At 64.4% G+C, this 18,231-nt stretch carries 17 protein-coding genes and 1 pseudogene; 8 read left to right on the forward strand and 10 right to left on the reverse strand.

The window, feature by feature from the left end; all coding sequences use genetic code 11:
• Both AU465_RS16795 and AU465_RS16800 read left to right on the forward strand, forming a co-directional pair.
• Positions 1-1,162, forward strand: a 1,162-nt coding sequence (locus tag AU465_RS16795) for a DUF4159 domain-containing protein (RefSeq protein WP_192249830.1), incomplete at its 5' end; no start/stop codon positions are given.
• A gap of 3 nt (positions 1,163-1,165) precedes the next feature.
• On the forward strand, positions 1,166-3,253 hold the full coding sequence (locus AU465_RS16800) for a hypothetical protein (RefSeq protein WP_192249834.1): 2,088 nt from the start codon (positions 1,166-1,168) through the stop codon (positions 3,251-3,253).
• Positions 3,254-3,439: 186 nt separating this feature from the next.
• Here AU465_RS16800 and clpS read toward each other — a convergent pair whose 3' ends face one another.
• The 4 genes from clpS to AU465_RS16820 all read right to left on the reverse strand — a co-directional run bounded on the left by clpS (position 3,440) and on the right by AU465_RS16820 (position 4,960).
• On the reverse strand, positions 3,440-3,745 hold the full coding sequence (gene clpS / locus AU465_RS16805; protein WP_192249838.1) for an ATP-dependent Clp protease adapter ClpS: 306 nt from the start codon (positions 3,743-3,745) through the stop codon (positions 3,440-3,442).
• A gap of 132 nt (positions 3,746-3,877) precedes the next feature.
• Positions 3,878-4,219 (reverse strand): hypothetical protein, encoded by a 342-nt coding sequence (locus tag AU465_RS16810; RefSeq protein WP_192249841.1) that lies wholly within the window; start codon positions 4,217-4,219, stop codon positions 3,878-3,880.
• A gap of 149 nt (positions 4,220-4,368) precedes the next feature.
• On the reverse strand, positions 4,369-4,617 hold the full coding sequence (locus tag AU465_RS16815) for a hypothetical protein (RefSeq protein ID WP_192249844.1): 249 nt from the start codon (positions 4,615-4,617) through the stop codon (positions 4,369-4,371).
• Positions 4,618-4,657: 40 nt separating this feature from the next.
• Positions 4,658-4,960 (reverse strand): hypothetical protein, encoded by a 303-nt coding sequence (locus AU465_RS16820; protein WP_066994286.1) that lies wholly within the window; start codon positions 4,958-4,960, stop codon positions 4,658-4,660.
• A gap of 238 nt (positions 4,961-5,198) precedes the next feature.
• On the opposite strand from AU465_RS16820, the gene AU465_RS16825 reads away from it, so the two are divergent.
• From AU465_RS16825 to AU465_RS16835, 3 genes are all read left to right on the forward strand, one after another.
• A complete protein-coding gene (locus AU465_RS16825; RefSeq protein WP_192249847.1) occupies positions 5,199-5,915 on the forward strand; it encodes a response regulator in 717 nt (238 codons plus the stop codon).
• The gene (locus tag AU465_RS16830) at positions 5,912-7,321 is read left to right on the forward strand and encodes an ATP-binding protein (protein WP_192249850.1); all 1,410 of its coding nucleotides are present in this window, start codon (positions 5,912-5,914) and stop codon (positions 7,319-7,321) included. The genes AU465_RS16825 and AU465_RS16830 overlap by 4 nt, the downstream gene beginning before the upstream one ends.
• 209 nt (positions 7,322-7,530) lie before the next feature.
• Entirely contained in the window at positions 7,531-7,905 is a 375-nt protein-coding gene (locus AU465_RS16835; protein WP_192249854.1) for a YciI family protein, read from the forward strand.
• Between the two features lie 16 nt (positions 7,906-7,921).
• Here the strand turns inward: AU465_RS16835 and AU465_RS16840 are convergent, their stop codons facing one another.
• Together AU465_RS16840 and AU465_RS16845 are read right to left on the reverse strand one after the other, a co-directional pair.
• Entirely contained in the window at positions 7,922-9,400 is a 1,479-nt protein-coding gene (locus AU465_RS16840; RefSeq protein WP_192249858.1) for a pyridoxal phosphate-dependent decarboxylase family protein, read from the reverse strand.
• 98 nt (positions 9,401-9,498) lie between these two features.
• Positions 9,499-10,649: pseudogene (locus tag AU465_RS16845) on the reverse strand (PLP-dependent cysteine synthase family protein).
• Between the two features lie 168 nt (positions 10,650-10,817).
• Here AU465_RS16845 and AU465_RS16850 point away from each other — a divergent pair.
• A complete protein-coding gene (locus tag AU465_RS16850) occupies positions 10,818-12,884 on the forward strand; it encodes a BTAD domain-containing putative transcriptional regulator (RefSeq protein ID WP_192249861.1) in 2,067 nt (688 codons plus the stop codon).
• A gap of 12 nt (positions 12,885-12,896) precedes the next feature.
• Here AU465_RS16850 and AU465_RS16855 read toward each other — a convergent pair whose 3' ends face one another.
• The 4 genes from AU465_RS16855 to AU465_RS16870 all read right to left on the reverse strand — a co-directional run bounded on the left by AU465_RS16855 (position 12,897) and on the right by AU465_RS16870 (position 17,127).
• Positions 12,897-13,934: an MBL fold metallo-hydrolase gene (locus AU465_RS16855; RefSeq protein ID WP_192249864.1), complete on the reverse strand. Its 1,038-nt coding sequence runs from the start codon at positions 13,932-13,934 to the stop codon at positions 12,897-12,899.
• 106 nt (positions 13,935-14,040) lie between these two features.
• On the reverse strand, positions 14,041-15,222 hold the full coding sequence (gene choV, locus AU465_RS16860; RefSeq protein WP_192249868.1) for a choline ABC transporter ATP-binding protein: 1,182 nt from the start codon (positions 15,220-15,222) through the stop codon (positions 14,041-14,043).
• Complete coding sequence (gene choW / locus AU465_RS16865; protein ID WP_192249871.1) at positions 15,219-16,073, reverse strand: choline ABC transporter permease subunit; 855 nt, start codon at positions 16,071-16,073, stop codon at positions 15,219-15,221. Before choW ends, choV begins: the two co-directional genes overlap by 4 nt.
• Before the next feature lie 118 nt (positions 16,074-16,191).
• Positions 16,192-17,127 carry a choline ABC transporter substrate-binding protein gene (locus tag AU465_RS16870; RefSeq protein WP_192249874.1) on the reverse strand — a complete coding sequence of 312 codons (936 nt, stop codon included), beginning with the start codon at positions 17,125-17,127 and terminating at the stop codon, positions 16,192-16,194.
• 229 nt (positions 17,128-17,356) lie between these two features.
• On the opposite strand from AU465_RS16870, the gene AU465_RS16875 reads away from it, so the two are divergent.
• Both AU465_RS16875 and AU465_RS35965 read left to right on the forward strand, forming a co-directional pair.
• Positions 17,357-17,968 carry a thymidine kinase gene (locus AU465_RS16875; RefSeq protein WP_192249877.1) on the forward strand — a complete coding sequence of 204 codons (612 nt, stop codon included), beginning with the start codon at positions 17,357-17,359 and terminating at the stop codon, positions 17,966-17,968.
• A 27-nt stretch (positions 17,969-17,995) separates the two neighbouring features.
• On the forward strand, positions 17,996-18,231 hold a 236-nt coding region (locus tag AU465_RS35965; RefSeq protein ID WP_210325133.1), incomplete at its 3' end, for a hypothetical protein.

Genomic DNA, 18,231 nt, shown 5'->3' on the forward strand with positions numbered 1-18,231 from the left:
CGACGGCGCGCTGGTGCCGCCGACGCCCGATGCGCGGCCGCTCGTGCCCGCCGCCGGCCCGCTGCCGGTGACGCTGGAGAACCCGCCTGGCCTCTATGGCTCGGAAACGGGCGTCTTCGCGCACAACCTGCTCAACGCCTCCAGCACGTTTACGCCGCTTGCTCGGCCGCAGATCTCGCTGCCGGTGACCGCCATTCCCTACGCCTTCGACGAATCGGAGAACCTGAAAGGCCCGCTGGTCACATTGGCCCTCTTGCTGATGGTGCTCGACACGCTTGCCGTATTCTGGATGGGTGGGCTGTTGTCGCGCCGGCCACGCCGCGCCGCGGCGACCGCCGCTGCCGTGCTGATCGTGCTCGGCGGGCTCTTCGGCCACGCAGACCTTGCCCGCGCAGATGATTCGAAGCCCGGCGATTCCCAAGCGATCGAGGACATTTCGAAAACCCGCATCGCCTATGTCATCACCGGCGAGCCCGGCGTCGATTCGATCAGCCGCGCTGGCCTCGAGGGCCTCACCCGATTCCTGATCGAGAAGACGGCGCTGGAACCCGGCCCGCCGGCGGGCGTCGACATAGCCAAGGACGAGCTGGCCTTCTATCCGCTGATCTATTGGCCGATCGACGCCACCGCGCCGATGCCCAGCGAAGCCGCAATCGCCCGCCTCGATGCCTATATGCAGCAGGGCGGCACGGTTCTCTTCGACACGCGCGACCAGTTCTCCAACGGCATCGGCGCCGGCTCGGCAAGCCCGGCCACCGAGCGGCTGCGCGACATCCTCGCCAATCTCAACGTGCCGCCGCTGGAGCCGGTACCGTCGGACCACGTGCTGACGAAGTCCTTCTTCATCCTTCCCGAGTTTCCCGGCCGCTTCAACGGCAGCCCACTCTGGGTCGAGGCCTCGCTCGACGCCAGCAATACCGAGAACCGTCCCGTGCGCACCGGCGACGGCGTGTCGCCGATCATGATCACCGGCAATGATTTCGCCGGCGCCTGGGCGGTCGACGAGAACGGCGATCCGATGCTGCCGACCGTGCCGCCGGATCCGATGCAGCGCGTCTACGCGCTGCGCGCCGGCGTCAACATCATGATGTACATGCTGACCGGCAACTACAAATCCGATCAGGTGCACGTGCCCGTCCTGCTCGAGCGGCTGGGGCAGTAGGTCATGAACTGGTCGATCTCCTTCGAGCCGCTCGTTTCCTGGCCGCTGTTCGGGCTTGTCATCGTGCCGCTGCTGCTGCTCGCGCTGGCCGGCCTGTGGTACCGCCAGCGCGGCTCTGTCCTGCGCTTCATCGCCCTGCTCGCGCTGGGTGCTGCGCTGCTCAATCCCGTTTTCCTCGACGAGGAACGCGAGGCGTTGAAGAGCGTCGTCGCCGTCATCGTCGACCGCAGCCAGAGCCAGGACATCGGCGACCGCACCAAGCAGACCGACGAGGCGCTGGCGGGCCTTCAGGAGCGCCTCGGCCGATTCAAGCAATTCGACGTCCGCGTGGTCGACGCCGGCAAGTCCGAGGCCGCCGACGAGCGCACCGAAACCAAGCTGTTCGGCGCGCTGGAAAGCGCTTTCCGCGACGTGCCGCCCTCGCGCATCGGCGGCGCGATCATGATCACCGATGGCGAAGTGCATGACGCGCCGGCCGGCGCTTCGGAGTTCAACGCGCCGCTGCATGCGCTGATCACCGGCAGCGAGCACGAAAAGGACCGCCGCATCCGCTTCGAGAACGCGCCGCGCTTCGGCCTCGTTGGCAAGCCGCTCGACATGAGCTATCGGGTCATTTCCACGGAAGGCCAGGGCGGCCCGGTCGACGTCCGGGTCTCGGTCAATGGCGAGCAGGTCTCGGTCGAGCATGCGACCATCGGCCAGCCGATGAAGCTTGAGGTCACCATCCCCAACGCCGGCCGCAACATCGTCCAGCTTTCGATCGATCACGAGCCGGGCGAACTGACCGACGCAAACAACCGGGCCATCGCGCTGGTCGACGGCATCCGCGATCATCTGCGCGTGCTTCTGGTCTCCGGCGAACCGCATGCCGGCGAGCGCACCTGGCGCAACCTTTTGAAATCCGACGCGTCGGTCGACCTCGTCCACTTCACGATTCTGCGCCCGCCGGAAAAGCAGGACGGCACGCCGATCAACGAGCTCTCGCTGATCGCCTTCCCGACGCGCGAACTGTTCGTCGAGAAGATCAAGGATTTCGATCTGATCATCTTCGACCGCTATCAGCACCGCGACGTGCTGCCGATCCTCTATTACGACTACATCTCCGAATATGTCGAAAAAGGTGGCGCGCTGCTGATCGCCGCCGGCCCCGAATATGCCGGCGAAAGCTCCATTGCCCGCACGCCGCTGATGTCGGCCCTGCCTGCGATGCCGAGCGGCGAGGTCGTCGACAAGGGCTTCTATCCGCGCCTGACCGATCTCGGGCAGCGTCACCCGGTAACGCGCGGGCTCGAGGGCTCCGCCACCGATCCGCCGCACTGGAGCCGCTGGTTCCGCACCATCGGCGTCAAGAATCCCGAGGGCGAGGTGGTGATGAAAGGGGCCGACGACCGCCCCCTGCTTGTGCTCGACCGCAAGGGCGAAGGCCGGGTCGGCATGCTGCTTTCGGACCAGGGCTGGCTATGGGCGCGCGGCTTCGAGGGCGGCGGGCCGCATGTCCAGCTCTACCGGCGCATCGCCCATTGGCTGATGAAGGAACCCGAGCTTGAAGAAGAACGGCTGACCGCCGACGGCCGCGGCATGGTGCTGGAAATAAGGCGCCAGACGATGAGCGACGATCCCGGCCCCGCCCAGGTGATCACGCCTTCCGGCAAGACGATGACGGTCAAGCTGGAAAAAGCCGAACCAGGGATTTTCACGGGCAGCCTGCAGACCAGCGAGATCGGCCTCTATCAGGTCGGCAATGGCGACCTGACCGCGCTCGCCCATGTCGGCCCGATCAACGCACCGGAATTCTCCGATGTCGTTTCCACCGAAGACAGGCTTAAGACGCCGGCCGAAGCGACCGGGGGCAGCGTGCGCCGGCTCGCGCCATCCTCCATGCTTGGCAATCTTGCCGGCGGTGTGGCGCTGCCTTCGATCGTGCCGGTGCGCTCCTCGGGCGCGGCATCGGGCAACGACTGGATCGGGCTCCGCACCACCAACGACAGCACCCTCAAGGCCGTTTCGCGCATGCCGCTGTTCGGCGGCTTCCTCGGCCTCGGCCTGCTGCTGCTGGCGATCGGCTCGATGTGGTACCGCGAAGGGCGGTAGCACTTTCACCTCTCCCCTTGTGGGAGAGGTCGGATTGCCCCGATTGTCCTTCACAAATCGGATGGCAATCCGGGTGAGGGGTAAGCGGCCGTCCGGCTGGAGCACCCCTCATCCGGCTCGGTGCTGCGCGCCGATCCACCTTCTCCCACAAGGAACCCACAAGAGGAGAAGGAGAGGAGAGCCGCCCTACTCTTCCGGCTCGGTCGTGAACAGCAGCGGATAGCCCTTGGCTTTGCCGGCGTCGGTTGCCCGTGCGGCCTTGGTCTCGGCGACGTCGCGCGTGAAGACGGCGACCACGCAGACGCCGCGCGTATGCGCCGTGATCATGACGCGATGCGCCTGATCCTCGCTGAGTTTGAATTCGCCTTTAAGCACCGTCACCACGAACTCGCGCGGCGTGAAGTCGTCATTGACTAGGATAACCTTGTGGAGCTTTGGCCGCTCGGTCTTCGGCTGCGTCCTGGTGCGCGGTTTGAGGACAGTTTCAGGCATCGGAATCCGCCAATTGGGAACCAAAGCAATTCCAGGAAAGTGCCTAGCGGTTTTCCGTTCGGAACTGCGCGAAAATAGCCTCGCTTGTAGGAGCGGACACTCGGCTTTATGTGGGAAAGCGGTGCTTGCCGTTCAACGGCCCTGCCGCCCGACCGTGCGGCGCATCGCGGCGCCCGATCTGCCGGAGCCGCCGTCGTCCATGTTGGTACCGCGCTCCATGAAGGCGGCAATCATCCAGGCGACGAAGCCGATCAGCATTGCGCCCGTCAGCACGATCAGGATCCAGCTCTGTGCCGGCGTGATGTAGTCGAAGCTCGATGAGATCGCCGGCGCGAAAAGCTCCGGCTCGGTCCTGCCGCTGGCGGGATCCGGCACTGGGCTGGCTGTGAAGATGATCAACGCTCTTGCCGCCGCGGTGGCAACCAAGCCGCCGAGGGCCAGCGAGCGCATCAGGGACGAAAGCCGCTTCTTCATGCGGATTGTCCTACGGCACCGGCATTGCGATCGGGTTAAGGATGGGGAGTGGCGCGGCGGAAGCTGCCGGTGTCAGCGTTCGGCCGCAGGAAGCCGCCCCGGCCGGTTTCGGCCGGAGCGGTCTTGAAAGATCAGGACCGAAGCCTGGATCAGGACTTCTTCGCGGCCTTCTTCGGGGCCTTCTTGACCGGGCACTTGTGGGTCTTGGTCACCTTGCAGACCTTCTTCGCGGCAACCTTCTTCGGAGCGGTCTTCGCCGGAGCAGCAGCGGCCGGAGCCGTGGTCGTGGTCGAAGCGGCCGGAGCGGCGGTCGTCGTGGCGGCGGCGTTGCCGAGAGCCGGCATCGAGAAGGCGAGAGCAACAGCGAGGCCGAGGGCGGAGAGGAGGGACTTTTTCATGGCTTCATTTCCTTTTTCATGCGGGTCGAGGAGTCGAGCGTCACTGAACCGGATCGATCGGTGTCACTCCAAGCAGCTTCAAAGCGTTTGCGAGCATCCGGATGCCCTGTGCCTGTTTCTTGGCGGCGCAGAACCGGTTTCCCTTTCTTTGAAGTGCCTTCGCCGCGGTGACCTGCGTTGCCGCGGCATGGGTTTCGAGGGCTTCGTCAACTTGACGGTTGAGATTGGTGCAGCGCTCGGTCCGGGTCAGCGGCGTTACCTTTGCGTTGGAGGCCCCGACCGCGGCTGTGATGAGCGACATGCTGAGCAAAGCACCCATCACGCTGATCCAGAACCTCTGCATCGGTCTTGCCCGTTACTCCGGAAACTTGCGTCGCAGCCGATGACCTGACCGCCACGACACCGGTTATGCCGTTGAAATTTTTCACGAGTTTTTCCCGATTGTAGAATTTTGTTTCTGGATTGTTTCTGAGGAAGCCAATCCATGCCGCATCGCCGCCACTGGCCAAGATGTGGCCCGAATTCTATCGTGTGGGTGATTTGAGAAGGGCCGGCTTGGCTACCAGCATAACAGGGTTCTCGTGAAATCCGACGCACACATACTGATCGTCGACGACGACAAGGGCATACGGGACCTGCTTCAGGAATTCTTCCAGAAGCGGGGCCTGCATACGACGGTGGCCGCCGACGGCACCGAGATGGAGGCGATCCTGCGCCGCGCGCAGGTCGACCTGATCATCCTCGACGTGATGCTGCCGGGAAAAAGCGGGCTGGAGCTTTGCCGCGAGATCCGCGCGAACTACACGACGCCGATCATCATGCTGACCGCCGTGACCGAGACGACGGACCGCGTCGTCGGCCTCGAGATGGGCGCGGACGACTATGTGCCGAAACCCTTCGATCCGCGCGAATTGCTCGCCCGCATCCGCGCGGTGCTGAGGCGCAACGGCACGGCCGAGCCGCGCCGGCCCGCCAGCAAGCAGATCTACCGCTTTGCCGGCTGGACCATGGATTGCTCGCGCCGCCGGCTGACCGCGCCCGACGACGTGCGGGTGGAGCTGACGATGGCGGAGTTCAACCTGCTGCAGACCTTCGTCAAGAGCGCGCAGCGCGTGCTCACCCGCGAGCAGCTCATCGAGCTTTCGGGCGGCGACACCGGCTACAGCTTCGACCGCAGCGTCGACATCCTGGTGAGCCGCTTGCGGCGCAAGATGGAGGACGACCCGAAGACGCCGAAGCTGATCTTGACCGTGCGCAGCGGCGGCTATCAGTTTCTGCCCGAAACGACCTCCGAATGAGACGCTTCCTGCCGCAAACCCTGCCCGTCTGGGTGTTGCTCATCGTCATTGCCGGCCTGATGATCAGCCAGGTCGCGACCCTCTATATCGTCTCGCGCGATCGTGTCGCGGCCAACGACGTGGTCGACCTCTATCGGCTGAACGACCGCGCCTATTCGCTGGTGCAGCTGATGCACGACGCTACGCCCGAGGAGCGCAAGGCGACCGCATCCGGCCTGTTCAATGCCACGTATGCGCTGACCGTTTCGGACACCCCTGCCGTCACCTCTTCGATCGCCGGCGATGACCAGCTTGCCGAGCTGGAGGACATCCTGGTCGGCCGCCTGTCCAAGTTCGGCATCACCGACGCGCGCGTGCGGCGCGACCCGGCAACGCAGGAAGCCGATGCTCCGGACGGCCAGGTGATGAACAAGGATGTCGGCCAGGTCGAGCGCGATCTGTTGGTGCTGGCCGCCGATTTTGCCCAGAGCGACAAGCTGACGGCGTCGCTGCGTTTTTCCGACGGTCAGTGGCTGAACTTCACCGAGCCGATCACGCCTGCCGGGCCGATCCTCAGCGTCGACAGTCTGCCGCTCTATTCGCTGATCGCCGGGCTGGTCGTGGTGATGTCGATCTGGTCGCTGCGCCGACTGACAGCGCCCTATCGGATGATGGAGACAGCGGTGAACCGGATCGGCAAAGACCTGAAAAGCCCGCCGATCGCCGAGACCGGCAGCCGCGAGATCCGCGCCGCGGCAAAGGCGGTCAACGCCATGCAGATGCGCCTGCGCGACTATGTCGAGGACCGCGAGCACCTCGCGGCGGCGCTGGCACATGATCTGCGCACGCCGCTGACCAGGATGCGTCTGCGGCTCGAATTGCTGCGCAAATCGGCGGCGCGCGAGGCGCTCGCACACGACCTCGCCGACATCGAAAGCATCGCCAGCTCGGTGATCGACTTCGCCAAATTCGAGGTCACGGAGGAAAAGGCCGAGCGAATCGATTTCTGGTCGCTGGTGGAATCGGTCGCCGACGCATTCGAGGACGCTTCGTTCGAAGAGGACGCCAAGCCATCGCGCGGCCTGATCTGCATCGCACGGCCGGTGGCGCTGCGCCGCTGCATCACCAATCTCGTCCAGAACGCGGTCACCTACGGCAAGAAGGCGCATATCGGCGTGCGACGCTCGGGCGACACCATCACGCTCAGCATCCGCGACGAAGGTCCGGGCATTCCGCAGGCCAAGCTCGATCAGGTGTTCGCCTCCTTCGTGCGCCTCGAACAGTCGCGCAACCGCGAGACCGGCGGCCTTGGCCTCGGCCTCACCATTGCCCGTAACATCGCCCGCGGCGCCGGCGGCGAGATCAGCCTTGCCAACCATCCCGGCGGCGGCCTGCTGACGGAGTTGCGCCTGCCGCTGGCAGCTTGAGTCAGCAGGCGTTTTCCCGACTGCTGCCGGGACTGGATCAGCCGCGCCATCCTTGTGATAGTGCGGCACGCTCTACAGCGCCGCGCGTCCTCGTGGACGCGCAAAGGATGCTGTAGCGATTCAATTTGGTGCATGATCCTTTCCGAACCGAAGGTCAGCGACGCAAAAATCGATTCCGATTTTCGGGGTCATGCACGAGGAACCGAACCATGTTCTACGCGATCCTTGCCTATCACGCCGAAGAGACCGTCCAGTCTTGGACGCCTGACGAGGATGCAGCCCTCATGAAAGATCTGCTCGAGATCAACGACAGGCTGACACGCGCCGGCAAGCTCGGGCCCGCGGCCAGGCTGGGCGAGACCGCGAAAGCGGTCACGCTGCGCGGTCCGGGCGCCGGCATGGTGATCGACGGTCCCTTTGCCGAGACCAAGGAGCAGTTGCTCGGCCTCTATGTCCTCGATTGCGCGAACCAGGACGAGGCGATCGCGGTGGCGCGCGATCTCAAGCGCGTCAACCCCACCGCGGTCTACGAAATCCGTCCGATCGCGCTTTATCTGCCCGGTGCGCCGCTGGCCGCCGGCTGAGTCTTCCCGGCTCGTTTCAGACCGCGGTCGCGGCCGCGATTTCCTTTCCAATGCGAAGCGTCTCGCGCACCAGGAGATCGAGATCCTCGCGACGCGTCCGGTGGTTGGTGATCGCTACCCTCAGGCAGTGCCGGCCGCGTACCGTGGTGTCCGACAAGGCGGCGATACCATCTTCTTGCAGCCTGAGCATGATCTCGGTGTTGAATGCCTTGAGCCGTTCCTCGAATGCGCCGTCCAGGTGATGACGGAAGCAGACGATGTTGATGGTGGTCGGCGCCGTCAACTCGAGCGCCGGCTCGGCAAGGATCAACTCAGTCAGATAACCGGCCTGGGCGATGTTCTGGTCGATCAGCCGGCCGAACTTCTCGGCCCCGTGCTCCCTCAGCGCCATCCAGATTTTGAGCGCGCGAAAGCCGCGCGACGTCTGCAGGCCATAGTCGTGCAGCCATTGCCCGGAGGCGAGGCCGCGCGGGGTCGATTCCAGATATTCCGGGGTGACGGCGAAGGTGTTGCGGTGGGCAGAGGCATCGCGAACCAGCGCGCAGCCCGCCTCGAACGGCGCATGCAGCCATTTGTGTGGGTCGAGCGCGATGGAATGCGCCTGCTCGATGCCGGCCACCAGCGATCTGTTTTCAGGCGCGATGGCGATCAGTGCGCCGATGCAGCCGTCGACATGGAACCAAAGGTCCTCTTCCGCCGCCAGCGCGGCCAGCGCCTGCAGGTCGTCGATCGCGCCGGTGTTGACGGTGCCGGCGGTGCCGATCACGCAAGCCGGCTTGAACCCCGCCGCGCGATCCTCGGCGATGGCCGTCTTGAGCGCATCGACGTCGATGCGCAAATTGGCGTCCGTCGAGACACGCTGCATCGCCCGGTTGCCGAGGCCGAGCGCTTCCATTGCCTTGCGGTGGCAGGAATGGACCTGGTCCGAGGCATAGAAGCGCAACGGTCTTGGGATGGCGCCTACGCCCCTTTCGCGAACATCGACGCCCGCCTTGACATTGCGCGCCACGGTCAGCCCGATGATGTTGGCCATCGAGCCGCCGCTGACCAGCGTGCCGCTGGCCGAGGCCGGAAAGCCGACCATCTCCTTGCACCAGTCGACCACCTGGCTGTCCACGAGCCCGGCGGCATGGTTGCCGCCACCGAGATTCGAGCCCTGGATCGCCGCCAGGAAATCGCCGAGCGCGCCGGTGAAATTGCTTGAACCCATATACCAGGACCAGAAACGCGGATGGATGTTGCCCATCGGATAGGCCATCACCTTGCGGGCGACGTCGCCATAAACATCGGCGATGGGCGCCGGCTCGCGCGGCAACGGTGCCGAAAAGAAGGCGCGGACCTCGTCGGGCATCTCGCGCCACACCGGACGGTCTCGGACATCCCTGAGATAGCCGATGGCGTCGTCGACGATCCGATGCGACAGGGCCTGCACATCGGCCCAGTCCGACGGATCGAGGGTTTCTTCCATCACCGTCGTTTCCTGCAAGCTGTCCATCCGCTTCTCCCCCAAAGGCACGCGATCATTGCCTGGATCGTCGTGCGAGATCGTGGTGCGGCGCCGCCATCCGAATGGACGGCAGCGCCGCGTTGTCTTTAGGCCTCGAATTGGCAGCTTGGCGTCGCGCGCGACAGCGTCGTCTCCTCGGCGTCCATCTCCGCCTCGATGCCGTCGAAGAGCGGCGTCGACATGTAGCGCTCGCCGGTGTCGGGCAGCATGCACAGGATCACCGAGCCGGCCGGAGCCGTGCCAGCGATTTGGCGTGCCACGGCGAAGGTAGCGCCGCCGGAGATGCCGGTGAAGATGCCTTCCTGCTGCGCTAGCGCCTTGGCCCATTTGATGCCTTCCGGACCGGGGATCGGCACCACGTCGTCATAGTAGCGCTTGTCGATCGCCTCCTGCAGCACGTTGGGGATGAAGTCCGGCGTCCAGCCCTGGATCGGATGCGGCTCGAAGGCCGGATGGCTGGCGGCCGGCGCGCCGCCCGCGCCGCGCTCCTGTGTCTTGCCGCTGCCGATAAGCTGAGCGTTCGCGGGCTCGGCAAGCACGATGCGGACATCCGGCCGCTCGCGGCGCAGTACCCGGCCGACGCCGGCGACGGTGCCGCCGGTGCCATAGCCGGTGACCAGCACGTCGAGCCTCGAGCTCGCGAAATCGTTGATGATCTCGCGCGCCGTCGTCGCCTCGTGGATGGCGGCATTGGCTTCCGTTTCGAACTGGCGCGCCAGGAACCAGCCATTGGCTTCGGCGAGCTCCACCGCCTTCTTGTACATCCCAAAGCCTTTCTGGGCGCGCGGCGTCAGCACCACCTTGGCGCCCAGCATGCGCATCAGCTTGCGGCGCTCTATGGAGAAGCTGTCGGCCATCGTCACCACCAGAGGATAGCCCTTCTGCGCGCAGACCATGGCAAGGCCGATGCCGGTGTTGCCGCTGGTCGCCTCGACGACGGTCTGGCCCGGCTTCAGCCCATGGCAAGGCCGATGCCGGTGTTGCCGCTGGTCGCCTCGACGACGGTCTGGCCCGGCTTCAGCTTGCCGCTGCGCTCGCCTTCCTCGATGATGTTGAGCGCCAGCCGGTCCTTCACCGAGGCTGCCGGATTGAAGAACTCGGCCTTCACATAGATCGTCGCATGGGTCGGACCGAGATTGTTGATACGGATGACCGGCGTGTCGCCGACCGTGTCCAGAATGCTGTCGAACAGCCGGCCGCGACCGGCAGTGGTCCTGATTTTCAACTGCTGCAACATGGGCTTTTCTCCTCGCTATCTCACGTGCCGGTTACAGACCGGCGACTTCGGCGGCGCGGTTTCGACACTTTGCCGCGGTAGGTTGCTGAACCAGCCGCAAATGCGGCAACGGCGGCATTCCGGCACGGAATGGGGCTGCCGGATACCTGTCGTCTTTGGTGATAGAACATGGACCAACTGGTCAGCGTTGGAGAGAGCGTGGAAATATACGTGGAATCCACCCGACCGAGCCTGGACGACACCACCGCCGGCCTGTCCTTGCGACTGCTTGGGCAACTGACGATTGCCCGTGACGGCGAGCCGGTTAAGTTGCCTTCCTCGCGCAAGCTGCGCGCGCTGCTTGCCTATCTGGCGCTCGCGCCACATCCCGTCAGCCGCAGCCGGCTTTGCGAGCTTCTGTGGGACGTGCCCAATGATCCACGCGGCGAGCTTCGCTGGTGCCTGAGCAAGCTTCGCGGCGCCCTCAACGAACCGGGTCTGCACAGGATCGAGACCGAAGGCGACACCGTGGCGCTTCGTCTTGCCGATACGAAAGTCGATGCCGTCGAAGCCGCCGCTGCGGTTGCCGAAGGGATCGAGACGCTTAGCCTCGGGCGCCTCCGGGCGCTTGCGCCACTCTTCGCCGGCGATTTCCTTGACGGGCTGGAGCTCGATCGGAGCCCGCATTTCTCGAGCTGGCTGACCGCGCAACGCCGCCGCTTCAGCTCATGCCATGTCGCCGTTCTGGAGCACATCATCGCCCTTCTCCCGCAGGGGGCCGATGAAGCAGGCGCCTATCTGGACAAATGGCTGGAGCTGGCGCCGTTCGACGGGCGCGCGCATGTGGCGCTGCTGGAAAGCCTTGCGCGGCGCGGCCAGATCGGCGCCGGCGAGGAGCATCTTGCGACCGCGGCGGAGCTGTTTCACTCAGAAGAGCTGGATTTCACGCCATTGCGGGAAGCGTGGCAGGAGATAAAAGCCCGCCACTCCAGCGCGACGCCGTGCGCCCGATCCGGGCCGACTTTTGTGACCCCGCAACCGCCGATCGTTGCCGTCGAATCCGAACCCACCGCGTCGCGTCGGGCCTCGCTGGCGGTGATGCCGTTTGCGGAAAGCACGGTCAATTTCCGCGGCGGGCTTGCCGATGGCCTGACCCACGACATCATAACGCGTCTCGCCAAGCTTCGCGATTTCTTCGTCATTGCCCGCGGATCGGTCTTCGCTCTGGCCGAGAAGGACATCGCGCCGGAGGATGCCGGGCGCAGACTGAATGTCGACTATGTGGCGACAGGCTCGGTCCGCAGCCTTTCGGGCAGGGTCATCGTCTCGGTCGAGCTCGTCGAGGTCCGCACCGCGCGGATCGTCTGGACCGAGACCTTCGAGCACAGGCCGGACGAAATCTTCGTCGTCATCGACGATATCGGCAACAGCATCGTCTCGTCGATCGCGGACGAGATCGCGACCGTCGAGCGAAACCGGGCAATGCTGAAGGCGCCGAACTCGCTGAATGCGTGGGAAGCCTATCATCGTGGCCTTTGGCACATGTACCGCTTCACCCGCCAGGAAAACGAACTGGCGCAGCAGTTCTTCAACGATGCCCTGAAGCTCGACCCGACCTTCGCCCGCGCCTATGCCGGGCTTTCCTTCACCCATTGGCAGAACGCCTTCCAGCGTTGGGGCGATCGAGACCGGGAGGCGGCACTGGCTTTCGCAACCGCCGGCCACAGCCTTCTGGTCGATGACCGTAATCCGGCCGCGCACTGGGCGATGGGCCGCGCACTATGGCTGCGCGGCGAGCAGGACGGCTCGCTGCTCGAGCTGGCAAAGGCCGTCGACCTCAGCCCGAACTTCGCGCTCGGCCACTATGCGCTGTCCTTTGTCCACTCGCAGTCGGGCGATCCGCAATCGGCGATCGGCTCGTCGGATCACTCGCGTCATCTCAGTCCCTTCGATCCGCTGCTGTTCGGCATGATGGGCGCGCGCGCCATGGCCCATGCGCGGCTGGGTGAATACAATGAGGCTGCGGAATGGGCGCTGAAGGCGGCGGCCAGGCCCAACGCCCATGTCATCATCCTGGCGATCGCCGCGCATTGCCTGGCGCTGGCCGGCCGGCGGGACGAGGCACAGAATTTTGCCGCCGCGATCCGCACCACATGGCCTGACTATCGCGCAGACGATTTCATCGCCACCTTCCGCTTCGACCGGGACGGTGAAGCCCTGTTCCGGAGGGGCGCGAAGCTCATCGGGCTGAACTGATTTAGCGATACCCTAGTGTACCAGCGGGCCGCTGGCCTTTCTCCACGCATCGATGCCGCCCTGGATGTGGCGGGCGCTCGATATTCCGACATCCTGTGCCGCCTGCACGGCCATCGCCGAACGCTCGCCGAAGGCGCAGTAGAACAGGATCTGCTTCGCTGTCGATTTCGCCAGCTCATGCAGCATGCCGCCGGCCGCGATGTTCTCCTGCAGCCGCGCATAGGGCAGATGGATCGCGCCGGGGATGACGCCGTGGCGTTCCCGTTCCGACTGCTCGCGCAGGTCGATCAGCGCCACGTCGGGCCGACCGACCAGAGCCAGCGCCTGTTCGGCGGTCACCGACCAGCCCCGGCTGGCGATATCGTCCTGGTGCAGCCCCACCCGCATGTTGGCGGGCACGGCCACATCCATCATCTTCGGATTGGACAGCTTCAGATTGTTCATGATGTCGACATACTCGTCGACCGACTTCACCTGCAGGCGCGGGTTGAAAGCCTTTTCCTCGCCGATCGTCGACACCGTTTCGCCCTTGTAGTCATGCGCCGGGAAGATCAGCGTCTCGTCGGGAAGCTTGAGCAGGCGGCCGAAGATCGATTCATATTGCTGGCGCGGATCGCCGTTCTGGAAGTCGGTGCGGCCGGTGCCCCGGATGAGCAGCGTATCGCCGGTGAACACCCGGTCCGGCAGGATGAAGCTGTAGGAATCGTCGGTGTGGCCAGGCGTATAGATGACGTCGAGCGCCAGCCCTTCGATGGCGAGCTTGTCGCCGTCGGCAAGCCGCATCGACACGACATCGGCCTTGGTCTGCTCGCCCATCACCGTCACGCAATGCGTCTTGTCGCGCAACGCACCGAGACCGGTGATGTGGTCGGCATGGAGATGCGTGTCCACCGCCTTGACCAGCCTGAGGTCGAGCTCATTGACCAGTTGCAGATAGCGCTCAACCTTCTCCAGCACCGGATCGATGATCAGCGCCTCGCCGCCGCGGCGGCTGGCGAGCAGATAGGAATAGGTGCCCGAAACGGAATCGAAGAGTTGACGGAAGATCATTATCGGCCCCATACACCAGCGGCCCAGCCCGGCTGTCGGCCAAGTTTAAAACAAGCATGAGGTGCCCGCCAGCGAACACTTCATGCTTGATCTAAAGGCCGAACTCCTATCGCCGGAGCACCGCGCTCAGCACGTCCCGGATGCCGATCGCGCCGACGAAGCGCGAGCCTTCGTCGAACAGTGCCACCGGGGCTGTCTGCGAGCGGTGCATGGCGAGCATCACCGTCTTCAGCGAGGTGCCGGGATTGGCCCAGAACACCTGGGCCCCCTCCTCCGGCCGGCGCTCGACATCAGCGCAGGACACCCACACCGCGGGCTTCCCGTCACGTTCGGCCGCCGCCACCAGGCCGTGTTCATCGATCTTGAAGCGCGTCGTCTTGCGTCGGTCGAGCCAAACCCAGCCATTCTCGCCGTGTTCGAGATCGCGGCGGTCGCGCATCACGTTCCACGCCGTCAGCACCGAGAGAGGATTCACATTGGCGATGAAGTCGCGGACATAGCCGTTGGCAGGTCTGAGCACGATGTCTTCCGGGGCGCCGGTCTGGACGATGCGCCCGCCTTCCATGATGGTGATGTGGCTGCCGATCTTCAGTGCCTCCTCGAGGTCGTGGCTGACGAAGATGATGGTCTTCTTCAGCTCGGCCTGGAGTTGTAGAAGCTCGTCCTGCAGCTTGGTGCGGATCAGCGGATCGAGCGCCGAGAACGGCTCGTCCATCAACAGGATCGGCGCCTCGGTGGCGAAGGCGCGCGCCAAGCCGACGCGCTGCTGCATGCCGCCCGAGAGCTCATGCGCGTATTTCTTCGACCATTGGTCGAGATGCACCAGTTGGAGCTGCTTCTGCACCCGTGCCTTGCGCTCGGCTTCAGGCACGCCGGCAAGCTCGAGCCCGAAGCCGACATTTTCCTCAACCGTGCGCCATGGCAGCAGGCCGAACTGCTGGAACACCATCGCCACCTGCTTCTGCCGCAGCCGCCTCAAGGTCGCCTCGTCGCAGGTGACGACATCGACCGTGCGGTCGCCGTCCCTGACCAGCACCTGGCCGCGCGACACGACGTTGAGCCGGTTGACGGCCCTGAGCAGCGTCGATTTGCCGGAGCCGGACAGGCCCATCAGCACGGAAATCTCGCCCTCATGCACGGTGAGGCTAGCCCCGGCGCAGCCCAACACATTGCCGGTCTTTTCGAGGATCTCGGCGCGGGTGGCGCCTTTGTCGATCATCGCCAGCGAGCCGGCCTGGTCGGCGCCGAAGACGATGTCGACATTCTTGAAGTCAACCGCGACGGTCATTTCTTGCCTCCAACGCCGATGCGGGTCATCCGGTCGAGCACGATGGCTAAAACGACAATCGCAAGGCCGGCCTCAAGTCCTAGGTCGATGCGGCGCGAGCCCAGCGCGCGGTTGATTTCGGTGCCGAGGCCGCCGGCGCCGATCAGGGCGGCGAACACCACCATCGACAGCGACAGCATGATCGATTGCGTCAGCCCCGCCATGATGGTGGGCAGCGCCGAGGGCAGTTCCACCTTCCACAGGAGCTGGCGTTTGGTAGCGCCGAAGGCTTCACCCGCTTCGATGATCGCCTTGGGCACCGAAACCACGCCAAGATGGGTCAGCCGCACCGCGGTCGGGATGACGAAGATGATTGTGACGATGAGGCCGGGCGCGTTGCCGAGCCCGAACAGCGTCAGAACCGGGATCAGGTAGACGAAGGTCGGCAACGTCTGCATCAGATCGAGCACCGGCAGCATGACGCGATAGACCTTCGGCTTGTGCGCCGCCCAGATGCCGAGCGGCACGCCGATCGCCATGGCCATCGCGGCGGCCGCGACCACGAGGACCAGCGTCTGCACCGTCTGTTTCCAGAGATTCTGGTTGATGATGAAGATGAGGCCGATGAACACGCCGATGGCGAGCGGACGCGAGCGCTGCAGCAGCCATGCAATGCCGGCAACGACCAGGGCCAGCAGCACCGGCGGCACCATCAGCAGGAGGTCCACCGCCCCGTCAAGGATGAAATTCAGGCCATTTGAGAAGGCCCGAAAGACGGTATCGAAATTGTCGGTGAGGAAGCCGAAGAAGGCCTTGCCCCATGGCCCGATCGGAATTTTGTAATCAGTAAGGAATTTCGAAATCGGATCCATCTTTCCCCTCTCGGCTTCGCCGCAATTGCCGTACGGTCATCTCTCACAGCATATGAAAAAGGGCAGCCTTTTCCAGTGGCTGCCCTTTTCCGGAGTTCATGCCGGACTCAAAGCTTGCTCAGCTCCCGAGCGCGGTCTTGATGGCGGCCGCCGCATCGCCGCCGTCGAAGGTGGTCACGCCGGCTATCCAGGGAGTGATCGCGTCCGGATGCTTCTTCAGCCAGTCGGTGGCGACCGTCTGGGCGTCGCCGCCCTTGAGGATCGCGTCCATCATCTCGCCTTCCATGTCGAGGTTGAACTTCAGGTTGGCGATGAACTTGCCGGCATTCGGGCACTCGGTCGTGTAGCCCTTGCGCACGTTGGTGTAGACGGTGGCGGCGCCGAAGCCGCTGTCGCCCATGCCTTCGAGATAGGTGATCTTCATGGCGCCCATCACCGGATGCGGCGTCCAGCCGAGGAAGGCGATCCATTCATTGTTCTTCATCGACTGCTCGGCCTGCGTCAGCATGCCCGCTTCCGACGACTCGACCAGCTCGAACCCTTCGAGATTGTCCTTCGGGTTCTTGATCATGTCGAGGATGATGCGGTTGCCGTCATTGCCGGCCTCGATGCCGTAGATCTTGCCGTTGAACTTGTCCTTGAACTTGCCGAGATCGGTGAGCGTCTTGACGCCGGCGTCAGCGACATAGGTCGGCACCACGATGCCGTAGCCGGCGCCGGTCAGGTTGGTGCTGATCGTCTCGACCGAGCCGTCGGCGGTGTAGTCCTTGATGTCGTTGGTCATCGACGGCATCCAGTTGCCGAGGAAGACATCGAGGTCCTTGTTCTTCAGCGACGCCATGGTGACCGGCACCGAGAGCTGGATCACTTGCGGTTCGTAGCCAAGCGCGGTGAGCAACACCGAGGCTAGCCCGGTGGTGGCCTGAATGTCGGTCCAACCGACGTCGGACAGACGCACGGCCTTGCAGCTTGCCGGATCGCCGGCATAAGCAGCGGTCGTGGATAGAAGCGCCACCAGGCCGAGGCCGGCGACGAAGGATTTCATACGCGACATGAACTTTTCTCCCATTGCAATTCGAGGCGACGCGACGTCACGGTTCTTGCGCCCGCCTTGTTTCGTCAGCCAAACACCATTTTGATGTGGTTTCAAGCGGCGCCACATCACGAACAACGGCGCGCGCTGGCCATTCAGCGACATGCCGCGCTTTCCGGCGAGATCGCTTTTTTGGTGGAAGGAGCCGGCGCCCCTCCCCGCGCCGCGGCAATTGAGCTTAAAGACCCATATGGCCAAGCTTTACTTCAACTACGCAACGATGAATGCCGGCAAGACGACGATGCTCCTGCAGGCGTCCTACAACTATCGCGAACGCGGCATGACGACGATGCTGTTCGTCGCCGGCCATTATCGCAAGGGCGACAAGGGACTGATCTCGTCGCGCATCGGCCTTGAGGCCGAGGCCGAGATGTTCCGCGACGGCGACGATCTCTATGCCCGCGTCGCCGAGCATCACGAGCATACCACCGTGCATTGCATCTTCGTCGACGAGGCGCAGTTCCTCGAGGAGGAGCAGGTCTGGCAGCTCGCCCGCATCGCCGACCGGCTGAACATCCCGGTCATGTGCTACGGCCTGCGCACCGATTTCCAGGGCAAGCTGTTTTCCGGGTCGCGCGCCCTGCTTGCCATCGCCGACGACCTGCGCGAGGTGCGCACCATCTGCCGCTGCGGCCGCAAGGCGACGATGGTCGTGCGTCTCGGTCCCGACGGCAAGGTGGCGAGGCAGGGAGAGCAGGTGGCGATCGGCAAGGACGTCTATGTCTCGCTCTGCCGCCAGCACTGGGAAGAGGAGATGGGCCGAGCCGCGCCCGATGACTTCATCGGCTTTGCCCGTGGCTGAGACCAAGGAACCTGCTCGACATGGCCAATGTGGTTGCCTACCTCAAGCCTCGCCGAAGCCCTGAGCAGCGCCGCATGGCAGGCGTCGCCCGACATTCGAGCCATCGGCTGGCGAACAAATCGGGCGGTTTGCCGCGATCTGACACAAGAGATTTCGCGGCGCTATTCCGACGGCGCGTGTCGTTCGCAAAAACAAGAGCTTAAGGCGTATAAGCGTAACCGGGGCAAAACCGGTGGCGGCCGCGGCGTTATGACTCGGGGGTA

The sequence above is a fragment of the Mesorhizobium silamurunense genome, from assembly GCF_014843905.1.
Classification (GTDB): domain Bacteria; phylum Pseudomonadota; class Alphaproteobacteria; order Rhizobiales; family Rhizobiaceae; genus Mesorhizobium; species Mesorhizobium silamurunense.